Annotated in this window: 13 protein-coding genes and 1 pseudogene; 7 read left to right on the forward strand and 7 right to left on the reverse strand. The window is 74.1% G+C overall.

Features of this window, described 5'->3' with window-relative positions:
- Positions 1-20 precede the first annotated feature (20 nt).
- On the reverse strand, positions 21-2,036 hold the full coding sequence (locus AB0A61_RS25155; RefSeq protein ID WP_361296310.1) for an NADPH-dependent 2,4-dienoyl-CoA reductase: 2,016 nt from the start codon (positions 2,034-2,036) through the stop codon (positions 21-23).
- Between the two features lie 419 nt (positions 2,037-2,455).
- Positions 2,456-2,827 carry a hypothetical protein gene (locus AB0A61_RS25160; RefSeq protein ID WP_361296313.1) on the reverse strand — a complete coding sequence of 124 codons (372 nt, stop codon included), beginning with the start codon at positions 2,825-2,827 and terminating at the stop codon, positions 2,456-2,458.
- 324 nt (positions 2,828-3,151) lie between these two features.
- On the opposite strand from AB0A61_RS25160, the gene AB0A61_RS25165 reads away from it, so the two are divergent.
- Positions 3,152-5,230, forward strand: a complete 2,079-nt coding sequence (locus AB0A61_RS25165) for a SpoIIE family protein phosphatase (RefSeq protein ID WP_361296316.1) — start codon at positions 3,152-3,154, stop codon at positions 5,228-5,230.
- A 130-nt stretch (positions 5,231-5,360) separates the two neighbouring features.
- On the opposite strand, the gene AB0A61_RS25170 is transcribed toward AB0A61_RS25165, so the two are convergent.
- Positions 5,361-6,182: a putative protein N(5)-glutamine methyltransferase gene (locus AB0A61_RS25170; protein WP_361296319.1), complete on the reverse strand. Its 822-nt coding sequence runs from the start codon at positions 6,180-6,182 to the stop codon at positions 5,361-5,363.
- Between the two features lie 534 nt (positions 6,183-6,716).
- Here AB0A61_RS25170 and AB0A61_RS25175 point away from each other — a divergent pair.
- A pseudogene (locus AB0A61_RS25175) lies at positions 6,717-6,982 on the forward strand (hypothetical protein).
- A 29-nt stretch (positions 6,983-7,011) separates the two neighbouring features.
- Here AB0A61_RS25175 and AB0A61_RS25180 read toward each other — a convergent pair.
- Positions 7,012-7,746 carry a GNAT family N-acetyltransferase gene (locus tag AB0A61_RS25180; RefSeq protein ID WP_361296322.1) on the reverse strand — a complete coding sequence of 245 codons (735 nt, stop codon included), beginning with the start codon at positions 7,744-7,746 and terminating at the stop codon, positions 7,012-7,014.
- Complete coding sequence (locus AB0A61_RS25185) at positions 7,743-8,669, reverse strand: NADP-dependent oxidoreductase (RefSeq protein WP_361296325.1); 927 nt, start codon at positions 8,667-8,669, stop codon at positions 7,743-7,745. The genes AB0A61_RS25180 and AB0A61_RS25185 overlap by 4 nt, the downstream gene beginning before the upstream one ends.
- A gap of 278 nt (positions 8,670-8,947) precedes the next feature.
- Between AB0A61_RS25185 and AB0A61_RS25190 the strand changes: the two genes are divergently transcribed.
- A complete protein-coding gene (locus tag AB0A61_RS25190) occupies positions 8,948-9,553 on the forward strand; it encodes a sulfite oxidase-like oxidoreductase (RefSeq protein WP_361296328.1) in 606 nt (201 codons plus the stop codon).
- Complete coding sequence (locus AB0A61_RS25195; RefSeq protein ID WP_361296331.1) at positions 9,546-10,301, forward strand: ferredoxin reductase; 756 nt, start codon at positions 9,546-9,548, stop codon at positions 10,299-10,301. Before AB0A61_RS25190 ends, AB0A61_RS25195 begins: the two co-directional genes overlap by 8 nt.
- 21 nt (positions 10,302-10,322) lie before the next feature.
- Here AB0A61_RS25195 and AB0A61_RS25200 read toward each other — a convergent pair whose 3' ends face one another.
- Complete coding sequence (locus AB0A61_RS25200) at positions 10,323-10,673, reverse strand: universal stress protein (protein WP_361296334.1); 351 nt, start codon at positions 10,671-10,673, stop codon at positions 10,323-10,325.
- Positions 10,674-11,348: 675 nt separating this feature from the next.
- Here AB0A61_RS25200 and AB0A61_RS25205 point away from each other — a divergent pair.
- The 3 genes from AB0A61_RS25205 to AB0A61_RS25215 all read left to right on the forward strand — a co-directional run bounded on the left by AB0A61_RS25205 (position 11,349) and on the right by AB0A61_RS25215 (position 14,134).
- On the forward strand, positions 11,349-11,933 hold the full coding sequence (locus AB0A61_RS25205) for a hypothetical protein (RefSeq protein WP_361296337.1): 585 nt from the start codon (positions 11,349-11,351) through the stop codon (positions 11,931-11,933).
- 147 nt (positions 11,934-12,080) lie between these two features.
- Complete coding sequence (locus AB0A61_RS25210; protein WP_361296340.1) at positions 12,081-13,247, forward strand: serine hydrolase domain-containing protein; 1,167 nt, start codon at positions 12,081-12,083, stop codon at positions 13,245-13,247.
- Positions 13,248-13,378: 131 nt separating this feature from the next.
- The gene (locus tag AB0A61_RS25215) at positions 13,379-14,134 is read left to right on the forward strand and encodes a GntR family transcriptional regulator (protein ID WP_361296343.1); all 756 of its coding nucleotides are present in this window, start codon (positions 13,379-13,381) and stop codon (positions 14,132-14,134) included.
- A 163-nt stretch (positions 14,135-14,297) separates the two neighbouring features.
- On the opposite strand, the gene AB0A61_RS25220 is transcribed toward AB0A61_RS25215, so the two are convergent.
- On the reverse strand, positions 14,298-15,245 hold the full coding sequence (locus AB0A61_RS25220; RefSeq protein ID WP_361296346.1) for a methyltransferase domain-containing protein: 948 nt from the start codon (positions 15,243-15,245) through the stop codon (positions 14,298-14,300).
- Positions 15,246-15,271 lie beyond the last annotated feature (26 nt).

Genomic DNA, 15,271 nt, shown 5'->3' on the forward strand with positions numbered 1-15,271 from the left:
CCCGTACGGCCGGTGTCCCGCTACAGGGCCGCCGCGAGCTCCGTGCCCTGCTTGATGGCGCGCTTGGCGTCCAGCTCGGCGGCCAGGTCCGCGCCGCCGATGAGGTGCACGCCTCGGCCGGTGGCGCGCAGTTCCTCGTACAGGTCCCGGCGCGGCTCCTGCCCGGTGCACAGCACGATCGTGTCGACCTCCAGGACGGTGCTGTGGCCGTCGACGGTGATGTGCAGTCCGGCGTCGTCGATACGGTCGTAGCGCACGCCGGGCACCATGGTGACGCCACGCTGCTTGAGCTCGGTGCGGTGGATCCAGCCGGTGGTCTTGCCGAGGCCGGCGCCGACCTTGCTGGTCTTGCGCTGCAGCAGGTGCACGGTGCGCGGCGGCGCCGGCCGCTCCGGTGCGGCGAGGCCGCCGGCCGCACGGTAGTCCATGTCGACGCCCCAGGCGCGGAAGTACGCGGCCGGGTCCTCGCTCGCCTTGTCCCCGTGGTCGGTCAGGTACTCGGCGACGTCGAAGCCGATGCCGCCCGCGCCGAGGATCGCCACCCGGTCGCCGACGGCTGCGCCACCCTGCAGCACGTCGAGGTAGCCGACGACGCGGGGGTGATCGACGCCCGGGATGTCGGGGGTGCGCGGGGTGACACCGGTGGCGACGACGACCTCGTCGTAGTCGGCCAGGTGCGCCGCGGCCACCCAGGTGTTCAGGCGCACGTCCACGCCGTGTTCGTCGAGCCGGTGGCGGAAGTAGCGCAGGGTCTCGTCGAACTCCTGCTTGCCGGGGACCTTGCGGGCGACGTTGAGCTGTCCGCCGACCTCGCTCGCGGCGTCGAAGAGGGTGACGTGGTGGCCGCGTTCGGCCGCGCTCACGGCGCAGGCGAGGCCGGCCGGGCCCGCGCCGACCACGGCGACACGCTTGCGCAGCCGGGTCGGCGAGAGCACGAGTTCGGTCTCGTGGCAGGCGCGCGGGTTGACCAGGCAGGAGGTGATCTGCCCGCTGAAGGTGTGGTCGAGGCAGGCCTGGTTGCAGCCGATGCAGGTGTTGATGGCCTCCGGCCGGCCGGCCGCCGCCTTGGCGACGAAGTCGGGGTCGGCCAGCATCGGCCGGGCCATGGACACCATGTCGGCGTGTCCGTCGGCCAGCAACTGCTCGGCGACTTCCGGGGTGTTGATGCGGTTGGTGGTCACCAGCGGGACCGAGACCGCGCCCATGAGCTTCTTGGTGACCCAGGTGTACGCGCCGCGCGGCACGGAGGTCGCGATGGTGGGGATGCGGGCCTCGTGCCAGCCGATGCCGGTGTTGATGATCGTCGCCCCGGCGTCCTCGACGGCCCGGGCGAGCGTGACGACCTCGTCCAGGGTCGAGCCGCCCGGCACCAGGTCGAGCATGGACAGCCGGTAGATGACGATGAAGTCCTCGCCGACCGCCTCCCGCACCCGGCGGACGATCTCGACCGGGAAGCGCATCCGGTTCTCGTAGGAACCGCCCCAGCGGTCGGTGCGGTGATTGGTCTGCGCGGCGATGAACTCGTTGATGAGGTAGCCCTCGGAGCCCATGATCTCCACGCCGTCGTAGCCGGCCTGCCGGGCCAGGCGGGCGGTGCGGGCGTAGTCGTCGATGGTCCGCTCGACGTCGGCGTCGGTGAGCTCACGCGGCACGAAGGGGCTGATCGGTGCCTGGAGGGCGCTCGGGGCGACGAGGTCGCGGTGGTAGGCGTAGCGGCCGAAGTGCAGGATCTGCAGTGCGATCCGGCCGCCCTCGCGATGGACCGCGGCGGTGACGCCGGCGTGCCGCTCGGCCTCCTCCTCGGTGGTGAGCTTCGCGCCGCCCTCGTAGGGCCGCCCCTCCTCGTTGGGGGCGATGCCGCCGGTGACGATCAGGCCCACTCCTCCGCGGGCCCGGGCGGCGTAGAACTCCGCCATCCGCTCGAAGCCACGCTCCGCCTCCTCCAGGCCGACGTGCATGGAGCCCATGAGCACCCGGTTGGGCAGGGTGGTGAAGCCCAGATCGAGCGGGCTCAGCAGGTGCGGGTAACGGCTCATGGGCCCCTCCGTACGCGGTGTCGTCTCCGTAGTTGTAGAGGACGGCACCGCGTTTGTGCAACTAGTTGCAGAATACTCGGGCGCGCGGTGACCGCCGCGGGACAGGCTCGGCGTACCCCTGCACGGGGGACGGACATGGGTGAAGCCCGGCGGCCGGACACGACCCCGGCCCTCGGGCTCGCCGGGGAACTGGTCCGTCGGGCAGGCGGCCGCCGGGCCGGACGCACGCGTGTCCCCCCACGGCTGCCACGACCGGCCGCGATCACTCCGGTGGCCGTATGCCGACGTTCCGCAAGCCGACGTTCCGCCTGGCGGAGGACGCACAGCCGCCGCCGTGCCGCCAAGGCACCCGCCCGACGGTGCACGCGGTCTGTCCGGGGACCGTCCTCAGCCGCCTCGGGGTCCCCGGCCCGTGGGTCTCAGCGGCTCTCCAGCCGCGCGTGCAGCTCGCGCTCCTGGTCTCCGGAGACCGTGGACAGGTCCTGGACGGTGAACAGGGAGTCCAGGGTCGTGCGGAACCGGTCGATCGCCCAGTAGCCGCCCTGCGCGTCGGCCGTGACGGACGCCCCGAGCCGCGTGGGTCCGCAGCTCCCGCCGGGCCCCTCGGCCACGTCGAAGGTGCCGAGCCAGACCGTCGGGCGTACCTCGTGGTAGTCGCGGGGCACGTCCTCCGCGCACCGGTCCGACGTGAAGCACGCGCACAGGGCGTCGAAGACGATCCGGGCGTCTTCCTTGGTGCACCCGCTCAGCTCCACCGAGACGGACTCCGGGTGCGGTCGCTCGCTGTCCATCGTGATCGCTCCTCTCGTGGCCGCGCTGCGGTACCGCGGGAGTTCCCGGCGGAACCGCACCCCCGTCCACAGCAAAGCACCACCTCCCAGGAGAGCACTACCGGCGGCACCCCACATCCCCTCGGGCGGCGGCACTCCGCGTGACCGGGCGGTTTCGGTGGGGAGCGGTTCTTACGGCCGACTCGGCGGGACGGCCGCCGTTGTGTTGAGGGATGGTGGAGGGAGGCGACGGACCGTCGGAGAGTTGAGTGTGGGCGCGGTAAAACAGGGAGTGTCGGCACCGGGGAGTTCGGGCCGCGTGGACGGGCGAAGGCGGTGCGTGGAATGACTCCAGCCGGGACTCCCTTGGCCAAGGGTGAGGAGCCGGTGCACGGGCCGGTGGGGCCGAGCGGACTGCTCGACGTGCTGGGCGTGGCGTCGGTGGTCCTCGACTCCGAGGGTCGCATCGTGCTGTGGAGCCCGCAGGCCGAAGAGCTCTTCGGCTACTCGGCGCAGGAGGCGCTGGGGCAGTTCGCGGCCCGCATGATGGTCCACGAACAGCATCTCGACCTGGTCGTCAAGCTGTTCGCCGATGTCCTGGAGACGGGCAAGGGATGGGCCGGCGCCTTTCCCGTCCGGCACAAGGACGGCAGCACCCGCCTGGTGGAGTTCCGCAACATGCGGCTCCTGGACGACCGGGGGAACGTGTACGCGCTCGGCCTCGCCGCCGACCAGTCGACGGTACGGCGGCTGGAGCGGGACGTGGCGCTGTCGGCGCGGATGGTCTCGCAGGCTCCCATCGGGCTGGCCGTCCTGGACACCCGCTTGCGCTACGTCTCGGTCAACCCGGCTCTGCAGCGGATCAACGGCATACCCGCCGAGGAGCACGTCGGCCGGACGGTTCGCGAGGTGCTCCCGCAATGGGACGTCGACGCCATGGAGGCCGCGGCCTGCGGAGTGCTGGAGACCGGCCAACCGGTCATCGACATGTCGATAATCGGCCGTACCCCGGCCGACCCGGACGCGGACCACGCCTGGACGGTCTCGCAGTTCCGGCTGGAGGACGCCGCCGGGACGGTCCTGGGCGTGGCCGTTTCGGTCGTGGACGTCACCGAGCAGTACCGGGCGGGCATCGAGGCCGAGGAGGCACGGCGGCGCCTGGCCCTCATCGCCGACGCCTCCGCCCGGATCGGTACCACCCTCGACCTGGACCGGACCGCCCGCGAACTGGCCGATGTCGCGGTGCCGGAACTGGCCGACGTCGCGGCCGTGGACCTGCTGGACGCGGTGGTGGGCGGTCGCCGCAGCAGCCTCGGCCCCGCCGAGTCGGCTGTGTTCCGCGCCCTGGCCGTCCGGGCGGACCACGCCTCCGACGCCCTGGAGGCGGCCGATCCGCCTGGTCAGATCGCCCGCTACGGCCCCGACCGCCTCGTCACGCAGTGCGTGCGCACCGGGCGCCCGATCCTGGTGGCTCAGGTGAAGGACGAGGACCTGCCCAAGATCGCCCGCTCTCCGGAGGCGGCCGTGCTGCTGTCACGCGCGGGCGTGCACTCGTATCTCGCCGTGCCGCTGATCGCACGCGGCGAGGTGCTCGGCGCCCTCGACCTGAAACGGACGCGCAATCCGCTGCCGTTCAGCGCGGACGACGTGCTGCTGGCCCGGGAACTGGCCGCGCGTGCCGCCGTGCAGATCGACAACGCCCGCTGGTACCAGAACGCCCGCGACACCGCCCTCACCCTCCAGCGCAGCCTGCTGCCCAGCCACCCCTCGGTGACCGGCGGGCTGGAGGTTGCCTCCCGCTACCAGCCCGCGGGCGCCACCAGCGAGGTGGGCGGCGACTGGTTCGACGTGATCCCGTTGGAGGGCGACAGGACTGCGCTGGTCGTGGGTGACGTCATGGGCAGCGGAATCAGCGCCGCGGCGACGATGGGACGGCTGCGCACCGCGACGAAGGCCCTCGCCTCACTGAACCTGGACCCCGCACGGCTGCTCGAACACCTCGACCAGATCACCGACGGCCTGGACCACTCCATCGCCACCTGCCTGTACGCCGTGCACGACCCGCATCTGCGGCAGTGCCGGATCGCCAACGCCGGGCACCTGCCGCCGGTCCGGGTCCGTCAGGGCTGCCATCCCGAGCTGCTCGACCTGCCCACCGGGGTCCCGCTGGGCGTCGGCGGCGTCGAGTTCTCCACCACCACGGTCGACCTCGCACCCGGCGACCAGCTCGTGCTCTACACCGACGGGCTCGTCGAGACGCGTCGGCACCCGCTGGACGAGCGCCTGGCGACGCTGCTGAGCCTGCTGGACGGCCCGCCCCGGCCCCTGGAGGAGCTCTGCGACCTCCTGCTGCGCACGCTGCACCAGCCGGACAACCACGACGACGTGGCCCTGCTGATCGCCCGCGTGCAGGCGCCGGCGTAGCACCGACGCCCTTGACGCCGCACCGGCGGGCCGCCGTCGCCCGGCCCGCCGGTGAGCGGGACGACAAGACGGCTCCCGGCCCCGGCACCCCGTCCTGTTGCCGGACGGCCACCGCCGCGTGCCGGACGGCCTACCGCCGCGTGCCGATCACCACGTACGCGTACAGCTCCTCGGACACCGCGAGACGGGCCGCAAGCCCGGCCTCCCGAAACGCCTCGAGGGCGGCCGGGGCCTGGTGTTCGCCGGTCTCGACCAGGAGGGAGCCCCCGGGGGCGAGCCAGTCGGGCGCCCCGGCGGTGACGCGGCGCAGTACGTCGAGGCCGTCGGTGCCGCCGTCGAGGGCGACCAGCGGTTCGTGGTCGCGGGCCTCCGCCGGCAGCAGGCAGACCTCGTCCGTCGGCACGTAGGGGACGTTGGCGGCGAGTACGTCGACGCGGCCGCGCAGGTCGCCGGGGAGCGCCTCGAACAGGTCGCCCGCGTGCACCCGGCCCCCGGCGGGTCCGATGTTGCGGCGGGCGCAGCGCACCGCGGCCGGGTCGATGTCGGCGGCGTGCAGCTCGACCGGACCGAGCGCCGCGGCCAGCGCGGTGCCCACCGCGCCCGTACCGCAGCACAGGTCCACCACCACCGAGGCCCGCGGGGCACCGGCCACGGCCTGGTCGACCAGGAACTCGGTGCGGCGCCGGGGCACGAAGACACCCGGCTCCACGACGACGCGCAGACCGCGGAACTCGGCCCATCCCAGGACCTGTTCGAGAGGCAGCCCGGCGGCGCGCCGGTCCACCAGGGCGGTGAGCTCCTCCGGGGTGCGGGCGGCGGTGAGGAGCAACTCCGCCTCGTCCTCGGCGAAGACGCAGCCGGCGGCGCGCAGCGCCGCGACCGCCCAGGCCCGGGAGGCCGGCGAAGTCGCTCCGGACGAAGCGGATGAGGCGGACGACGGGGCGGCGGACACAGCAGCGGATGACGAGGGGGACGGCGAAGGGGAGGGAGCCGGACGTGAAGGCATGGACAGCGAGACCTCTCGGGAGCCGAAGGGCGCTCCCGCGGTCACCTACGGGCGGTGATCCGCGTCGTTCGGAGATGAGAGCACCCGACCTGACACAGCGGTAATGGGTCTCACCTCCTCGGCTTGCCCGACCGGGGCCGTCCGCGGTCGGACGGACACTTTACCCCAACGCTCAGACGGCCACGGCCTCTTCTGTCTCCGCCTCGGCCGCCGCGGCCGCCGCGGCCGCCTCGGTCTCCTGGGGCTCCCCCGCCCCGGTCCGGCGGGTGGCGGGCACGGGGGAACGGGGTCGCGTGGGCGCCACCGGCCGCGTGTGCGCCCCGCGGGCCGCTGATGCTTTCGCCGGCTCGTATCCCGCCGCCACCGCGGTGACCGCCAGTCCGAGCAGCAGCCATGTCAGCGACCGAGAGGTCCGACGAGCCGGTCACCCACCCGGACCGGACCGCCGCGGAGACGGCCGTCGAGACCATCCAGCGCGAGATGACGGTCTTCGCCCGCCGGGCCCGTGCCCCGGCGGAACGCATGCACCCCGAGCTGTCGCTGGTGTCTTACACGCTGCTCGGGCATCTGAAGGAGAGCGGCGGCTGCCGGGCGCCGGACGGCGCATCCTCGCCCAGGTCACCGAGAGCCGCCGGGCAGCCCTCGGCGAACGGCTCGCTCACTGGCCGCAGGAGGACCTGAGTCGCTTCGCGGGCTGCCTCACCCGCTACAACTCCTGGCCCCGGACGCAGCAGGCGGACGGCTGACGTCCGGGGCGGCAGGAGGTCGCGAACTCCTACACCACCGGCACGGCGGCCCGTTCGTCCGCCAGCCGCTCCGGCGCGCGGGCCGCGAGGAAGGCGGTGCGGCGCCGCAGCCTGAAGCCCAGGGACTCGTAGAGCCGGATGGCGCCCGAGTTCTGTGCGCCCGTGTGCAGGAAAGGCGTCTCGCCGCGCTCGCGGATGCCGTCGGCGACCGCGAGGATCAGCCGGGACGCCAGGCCCTGACCGCGCACGACGGGGTCCGTGCAGACCGCGCTGATCTCCGTCCAGCCAGGCGGGTGCAACCGCTCCCCCACCATGGCGACGAGTGCACCGTCGCGGCGAATGCCCAGGTAGCGGCCCAGTTCGATGGTGCGGGGCAGAAACGGGCCGGGCCGGGTGCGGGCGACCAGGTCGAGCATCTCGGGTACGTCGGCGGGGCCGAGGCGGACCGCTTCCGGGTCGGGAGCCGCGGCCAGGCCGTCGTCCACCAACTGCACGCCCTCGATCTGGAACGTGATCTCCCAGTCGTCCGGAACCCGCCCCCGGAAGCCGAGCAGCGGGACCTCGGTGCCCGGCCCCGCCAGGGCCGCGAGGTCCGCCCAGTCACCGGCGTCCGGCTCGTCGGGCAGCGCCAGCCACGGCGTGACGTCGACCGGGTAGCGCAGCACCCGGCCGCGCCGCTCGGCGAAGCGGGCGTGCGGCCCGGTCAGGGAAGCCATGGCGGGGTTGTCGAGAACGTGGCGCCGGGTGGTCCCGGTGCTGCTCATGCGGCGACCTCGATCACGATCTTGCCGCGGGCGTGGCCGTCCTCCACGGTGCGCAGCGCCTCGCCGGCCCGCTCCAGCGGGAACCGCTGGGTCACGTGCGGGTCCAGTTGGCCGCGCACGACCAGGTCCGCCACCGCGTCCAGCACGGTGGAGGTGCGGGCGCGGGCGACCCGGGCCCCGCCCAGCTCCACCACGTCCTGGGGCGCAGCGCCGGCGGTGATCAGCTTGGTGCGGTGGGTCAGCAGCCCGGCCGCCTCGGTGAGCACCTCACCGCCCACCAGGTCGTAGACGGCGTCGATGCCGTCGGGCGCGGCCGCCCGCGCCCGTTCGGTCCACTGCGCTCCGGACGGTACGTGCACGGCACCGAGCGACTCGACGAAGTCCTTCTTGCCCTCGCTCGCGACTCCCACGACCGCCAGCCCGAAGGCACGGGCGATCTGCACCACCGCTCCGCCGACCCCGCCGCCCGCACCGGTGACCAGGACCGTCGCGCCGGCGGGCAGGTCGAGCTGGCGCAGGCCGTCGTAGGCCGTGGCCGCGGCGACGGGCAGGGTGGCGGCGTCCGCGAAGGACACCCCGGCGGGCTTGTGCGCGGCCACCTCGGCCGGCAGCAGCGCGAACTGCGCATAGCCGCCCGCCGCCGTGCTGCCGAAGACCTCGTCGCCGGGTGCGAAGCCGGTGACGCCCTCACCGGCCTCCTCGACCACCCCCGCGACCTCGTTGCCGAAAACGACGGGAAAGACGCGTTCCTCGCTCTCCCCGGGACGCCGCAGGCCCCTGCGCTGCTTCCAGTCGACCGGGTTCACACCCGCCGCGCGCACCGCGACCAGGATCTGGCCGGGGCCGGGCCGGGGCCGGTCCACCTCGACGAGCGCCTCGGTCTCCGGACCGCCGTACCGTGTGAAGACGTACGCCTTCGGCATTGCTCCCACTCTCCCTCACTGTCGCCGGGGTACCGGTCGCGGAGGCCACCGGTGTCGGCACGCCACGTGCAAGGGAGAGCGGGCCACGGCTATTCCCGCCGCGCAGGACAGTTCACACGGCCTCGACGAACGCGGGTGCCACCCGGGCGGGGACGGCGCCGACGAGCGCGTACGGTTGAATGCCTGAGCAATCGTCCCGCTCGGCCGGCGGACCGTCGCGTGCGGCGGCGGCTGCGCGGCACCGACCACCCCATGACCGTCATCCGAGGCTCCCACGCATGAACGTCACCCGAGGCTTCACCGGGCGCCCCCGTGTCGCCAACCCGGGCCTGCCGCCCGGGCAGTACGACGCGGGCGACGACTGGCCCGTCCTGTCCGCGGAGGTCACGCCCGACCTCGCGCCCGCGCAATGGGCCTTCCGCATCGACGGCCTGGTGGCCGAGCCCCGCACCTGGGACTGGGAGCAGGCGCACGAGCTGCCGGCGGCTGCGTACGAGGGCGACATCCACTGCGTCACGGGCTGGTCGAAGTTCGGCGTGCGGTTCGGCGGTGTGTCCCTGGACGTGTTCCTGGACGCGGTACGGCCCGAGGCCCGCGCCACCCATGCGGTCGCCTACTCCCACACCGGGTACACCACGAACCTGCCGCTCGCGGACCTGACGGGCGGCCGCGCGTGGATCGCCTTCACGTACCGGGGCAGGCCGCTGGCCGCCGAGCACGGCGGCCCGGCGCGGCTGCTGGTGCCGCACCTGTACTTCTGGAAGAGCGCCAAGTGGATCGCGGGCCTGCACATCCTCGACCGCGAGGAACCGGGCTTCTGGGAGCAGAACGGCTACCACGCCCGTGGCAACCCCTGGGAGGAGCAGCGGTACTCCGGTGACTGAGACCTTCGCACCCCCCACGCGTTTCGCGGTGCCGGGACGGATCGCCGTGGGCGAGCAGGTCGCCGCGGCGTGGCGGACGGCCACCCTCACCGAGATCCGGCGGGAGACCCCTCGTGCGGCCACCTTCCGCTTCGCGGTGCCGGGCTGGGCGGGACACCTGCCCGGCCAGCACCTGTTGCTGCGGCTGACCGCGCAGGACGGCTATGTGGCCCAGCGCCACTATTCGATCGCGTCCGCACCCGACGACTCGGGCCACATCGAGCTGACCCTCGACCACGTCGAGGGCGGCGAGGTCTCCGGCTGGTTTCACGGCGTCGCACGGCCCGGCGACCAGGTCGAGGTACGCGGCCCGCTGAGCGGCTTCTTCGCCTGGCCCGGCGACCGGCCGGCGCTGCTGATCGGCGCGGGCTCGGGGGTCGTTCCGCTGATGTCGATGGTGCGGCATCACCGGGCGCGGCGCCTGTCGGTGCCGCTGCGGCTGGTGGTGTCCGCGCGCAGCCCTCAAGAGCTCATCTACGCCCGGGAATTCGGTGCCGAGACGGCGCCCGTGTTCACGCGCAGCGCCCCCAAGGGCGTGCCGGTGGGCCGTCTGACGGCGGCGCACCTGGCGCCGCGGCTCGCCGAACGGCCGCCGGGCGGCTGGGAGGCGTACGTGTGCGGCTCCAACGCCTTCGCCGAGCACGCCTCGCGACTGCTGGTCGAGGCGGGGCAGCCCGTGGACCGGATCCGTATCGAGCGGTTCGGCTGACGGGTCCGGCCGCCCGGCCGGTCAGCCGTCCGGCACCACCGCCACGGGGCAGCAGCAGTGGTGGACCAGTGGACACGCGACCTCGCCCAGGCCGCGGCCGGAGCCCGCGCGGCGCCCGACGATCAACAGGCCGGACCGGGCGCACGTCTGCAGCAGTTGGTGCCCGCGGCGGCCCAGGACCACGTCCACCTCGATGGGGACTTCGGGGAACTTCCGCCGCCACGGCCGCAGCCATGCGGCCGGCAGGTACTGCCGGATGCCCTTCCCGGCCACCGCGTCGTCGGTCACGGGCGCCACGGCGAACGGGTCCGCGACGACGTCCGGCCCGCACACCGGAGACTGCCGCGCGCGCCGGTGCAACGACCGTGCCACAGCCGGGGCTTGCGGGCCGGTACGCCGTGGCCCGGGCCGTCACCTGGCCCGGTCGGCCGTGCTCCAGGCCCGAGACCGGTGTTTCGCAGGCGTGATGGCCGGGGAGCGGCACCGGGGCACGAGGAGGGGCGCGAGCGCCGTGCCGTGCCCGGCAGGTCCGGCGCGGGGGCCGGGCAGGCCTGGCTCCAGGCGTTCTCCAGCCGGGAGTTGGCGAGGCTCGCTCCGCGCGGGGTACCACGGTTGGGGATGTCCCGGGACGCGTTGCGGCATGCCACGGTGCCACGCAAGGCGGACCGCCATGGCCCGTTGTGCTCCGGGGCCGCGGCCCGGGGCGGCAGCGGGCCGGCCCCCAGGGGCGACCGCACGGGCACCTGCTGGGCCGCGACCCGGTGCACACCGGGCCCGGCGGCCGGATCCCTCGTCATGGCGGTTCCTCGGCGGTGGAGGTGAGATGACAGCCGCTCCGCTGCCGTTGGGGTGTGGTGGACGGGTTCCACGGGGCACGCGGATCAGTCGTGCGGCGGCACTTCCCGAGCGCCGTCGGAAGGAACGATGTCGGCCGGACGGGGTACCAGAGGTGTGTGGACGCTCGCACTCGGTGCGGAGGGAGGGGCTCACCGGTCCCTGGTACGGACCCGTCGGGCCGCCGGCGTCGGTGACGGCAAGGAGGTCGGCATGCGAACCCGGGTCCGCACCTGGCGTTGGCGGCACAATCCGCTGCGGCGGCGCTCGGACGTCGTCGAGGCATGGACGGCGCTGGTCGCCGCCGTCCTGCTGCTCCTGGGCGCGCCCCTGGCCGGGGTGTGCGCCGCCTGGTGGGCGCATGACGAGGCCCGTGGCGTGGAGGCGGCCCAGCGCGCCGACCGGCATTCCGTCCGCGGCGAGGTCGTCGGCGGGAAGTCCGGCGCGCTGCCCTCGGCGCAGAGCGGCCGGCAGCACGCGTACCGGGTGGCGGTGCGCTGGACCGAGCCGGGCCGGGGACCGCACACCGGCGTGGCACGGGTCCCGGCGGGGACGCGGCGGGGCGACCTGGTGGACGTGTGGTTCGACACCCGGGGCCGGAACGTCCCACCTCCCACGGACGACACCGCGGTCTGGCAGCACACCCTCACCCTGGGTGCCTGCGCCGCGGGCGGTGCCGTCGTCGTCGTTCTCCTCGCCCGCTCCGTCGTCGGCCGCTTCGCCCTGCGCCGCCGGCTGGACGAGTGGGAGCGGGAGTGGGCCCGGACCGGACCGGAGTGGACCCGGCGCAGCGCATGAGCCGTCCGGGCGGGACCGACGCGGGCCGCCCCCGGCACGTCCGAGGCGGCCGCGCCGGGCACCTTCCCTCCAGTCCGACCAGTCGGTACGTTCATGCCCGGGCCGCGGCGTGGCGGTCCGGGAATCCCGGCGGACGACGGAGGGCTCATGTCCGAGCACCAGCCACAGGTTCACGGCCACTGCGACGCACGCTTCACGGCGGTGCGGACCGCGTTCGAGGACAACTTCCGGGACCGCGGCGAACTGGGCGCCGCGGTGACCGTCACCGTCCGCGGCGAGACGGTGGTGGACCTGTGGGGCGGGTGGGCCGACGCGGCACGCACCCGGCCGTGGGAGCGGGAGACGCTGGTCAACGTGTGGTCGACGACGAAGGGGCCGGTCGCGCTGTGCGCGCACATCCTCGCCGACCGGGGCCTGCTCGACTTCGACGCGCCGGTGGCCGCCTACTGGCCCGAGTTCGCCGCGGCGGGCAAGGAGCGGGTGCTCGTCCGGCATCTGCTGTCGCACCGGGCCGGCCTGTCCGGGCTCCGGGAGCGACACTCCCTCGCGGAGCTGTACGAGTGGGAGCTGACCACCGCGCGGCTCGCGGCGACGGAGCCGTGGTGGGAGCCGGGCACACGCTCCGGCTATCACGCCCTGACGTACGGATTCCTGGTCGGTGAGGTCGTCCGCCGCGTCTCGGGGCTGCTGCCGGGCACCTTTCTGGAGCGGGAGGTGACCGGGCCGCTCGGGATCGACTTCACCGTCGGCCTGCCGGAGAAGGAGTACGGGCGGGCGGCCGAACTCGTCCACCCGCCGACCGCGGCGGCCGGCGAACGGGCCGTGGCCTTCAGCCAGTTGGCACCGGCCGCGCTGGCCGCGCTGACCAACCCGGTGGTGGGCGCCACCGAGGCGAACACGCCCGAGTGGCGGGCCGCCGAGATCCCCGCGGCCAACGGTCACGGCACCGCTCGGGCCGTCGCCGCGCTGTACGGCGTCTTCGCCGGGCGCGGTACGTACGACGGCCGGCCGGTGCTGTCCGCGGAGGCGGCCGAGCGGGTGCGCGAGGGGCAGGGCAGTTGCCGGGACCTGGTGCTGGGTGCGGGGTTCGGGCGGGAGACGGAGGTGGGCCTCGGCCTGTGGCTGAGCGGCCCGAACCGCTCGTACGGGCCCAACCCGCGGGCTTTCGGTCATGACGGCTTCGGCGGCTCCTGCGGCCTGGCGGACCCCGAGGCCGGGGTGTCGCTGGGGTATGTGATGAACCGGATGGGGCCTCATATCGCCGACGACCCACGGAAGATGTCGCTGATCAACGCCCTGTACAGCGCCTTGTGACGGGGGCCGGGCGCGGGTGGGTTTCGGCCGAAGTGCCGGGCCGGCCTTCCCTCGTGGTTTAGACCAATGCTAGATGTGGTGGCGCAATGAGCCCACACGACTACGGTACGTCACCAACAGGAGGGCGCGGCATGGCCCGCACCACCCCGCACGACCATCCGCTGACCGAAGGGACGAGCGAGGAACGACCGCTGTACTGGAGGGTCGCCACCACGCTGCTCGACGAGCTGCGCGACGGGACAGTTCCGCCCGGTGAACGGCTGCCCGGAGAGCGGCAGTTGGCGACCCATTTCGGGGTCAGCCGGGAGACCGTCCGGCAGGCACTGGAAGTGCTGCGCCGGGACGGGCTGGTCGCCACCGACCGGCGGGGCAGTCACGCCACCCTGCCCGGGCAGCCGGTCGAAGCGGCCTCCTCCCTGACCTTCCCGGTCGGGGCCCGCCCCACGGACCCGGGGGGCTTCGACCGGGCCACGGTGAACTGGGAGACTCCCCCGCCGGAGCACGCCGAGGCACTCGGACTCGCTCCGCACCGCCCGACCCTGGTGCACCATTACCAGTCCGCGGCCGCCGACGGCAGCGGGCTGCGGACGGCGGTGACGTCCTTCTCCGCCGTTGCCGTGTCGGAGGTCGAGGAGCTGGCCCGCTACCGGGACCGGGCCGACGGCTCGGGGGCGGCGCAGCTGCGGCGGGCCTACGACTGGATGCGCAGAGCTGGGTTGACCCTGCACCACCGGGACTCCATCACCCGGCTCCCGGAGGGCCCCTCGATGCGGGTGACCCGCCGAGTCCACGACCAGTACGCACGCCCCCTGGAGATCACCGACCTGGTGGTGGACGCCCGGCAGGACGCGCTCGTCTACGAGTTCACCCTCCCGGCGGCGGTCTGACGGACCGGGCCAGGGGGTGTCGTCACATCCCCGCCTGCCCCGCGACGCCATGCTGGTCGCCACCGACCGGCGGCTGATCCGTATCCACGCGGTCGGCTCAACCCGGTCGCCCCCGGCGAGGAAGGTCGCCGGGGGCGGGACGGACGACCAGCCGCCGGGCGAGCTACTCAGAAGTCGGTCGGTGAGCCGCGATCATGCGCGCCCGTGGGCTTCCGTCCCCGCGCCGCCCGAACGCGGGCAGGGCGTGGAACTCCACCCGGAAGCCCGCGCGCTCCAGTTCCCGGCACACGTCCCCGAAGCGCAACGCGCGGTAGTACATGACGAACCGTGGCCGCCACACGGCGTTGCGCACCCGCATCACCGCGTCGAAGCCGAGCAGCGTCCAGAACAGCGGCGACCCGGGGCGCGGCGGAGCGAGCACGGGGAACGCGAACACGCCGCCGGGCCGCAGCACGGAGTGGACCTGACCGAAGAGGGCCGGCAGTTCGCGGGGCAGGAAGTGCCCGAACGCGCCGAAGCTCACGACGAGGTCGAAGGCGCCGGTGAAGGGGAGCGCACGGGCGTCCCCGCGCACCCACCCGACACGGGGAGAAGCCGACGCCACGACCGGGAGACCTGCGGACGGCGCGCCCGCGACGCCGTCGGCCGGAGCGGACGCGGAGCCTGCGGCCGGGGGCGCCAGGGGGTCTGCAGGTGGGAGCTCCACGGGGTCTGCAGCCGGGGGCGCCACGGAGCCTGCGGCCGCAGGAGTCACGGCGCCTGCGGCCGGGCGAGCCATGGAATCCGCCACCGGAAGAGCCGTGGAACCTGCGACCGGGCTGCGCCGGCGCGCGACCTCGAGCATGCCGGCGCTGAAGTCGACCCCGGTGACGCTCTCCCGGCACACCCGGGCCAGCACCTCGACCCCGGCTCCGGTCCCGCAGCACAGGTCGAGCCCGTCGTCGAACGGCCCGATCCCCTCCAGCGCCACCGCGACGGCGTCCAGTACCCGGTCCGGCGTCCGGAACGGGGTGTGATCGAACTTCGGCGCGAGCAGGTCGTAGCCGCGCTCGACGGAGGACAGCGCCTGGACGGCGAGCTCGCGGAGGCTGGGGCCCTCGGGGCTGAACACCTGGTCAGCATAGGGCCACCCGCTGC

This window comes from Streptomyces sp. NPDC046197, assembly GCF_040646295.1.
In the GTDB taxonomy this organism is placed as follows: domain Bacteria; phylum Actinomycetota; class Actinomycetes; order Streptomycetales; family Streptomycetaceae; genus Streptomyces.

Bases quoted from the DNA above. Each gene is read 5' to 3' on its own strand.
- AB0A61_RS25185 (WP_361296325.1), bottom strand. From the start codon at position 8,669: ATGCCGAAGGCGTACGTCTTCACACGGTACGGCGGTCCGGAGACCGAG.
- AB0A61_RS25215 (WP_361296343.1), top strand. From the start codon at position 13,379: ATGGCCCGCACCACCCCGCACGACCATCCGCTGACCGAAGGGACGAGC.
- AB0A61_RS25155 (WP_361296310.1), bottom strand. From the start codon at position 2,036: ATGAGCCGTTACCCGCACCTGCTGAGCCCGCTCGATCTGGGCTTCACC.
- AB0A61_RS25205 (WP_361296337.1), top strand. From the start codon at position 11,349: ATGCGAACCCGGGTCCGCACCTGGCGTTGGCGGCACAATCCGCTGCGG.
- AB0A61_RS25210 (WP_361296340.1), top strand. From the start codon at position 12,081: ATGTCCGAGCACCAGCCACAGGTTCACGGCCACTGCGACGCACGCTTC.
- AB0A61_RS25165 (WP_361296316.1), top strand. From the start codon at position 3,152: ATGACTCCAGCCGGGACTCCCTTGGCCAAGGGTGAGGAGCCGGTGCAC.
- AB0A61_RS25190 (WP_361296328.1), top strand. From the start codon at position 8,948: ATGAACGTCACCCGAGGCTTCACCGGGCGCCCCCGTGTCGCCAACCCG.
- AB0A61_RS25180 (WP_361296322.1), bottom strand. From the start codon at position 7,746: ATGAGCAGCACCGGGACCACCCGGCGCCACGTTCTCGACAACCCCGCC.
- AB0A61_RS25160 (WP_361296313.1), bottom strand. From the start codon at position 2,827: ATGGACAGCGAGCGACCGCACCCGGAGTCCGTCTCGGTGGAGCTGAGC.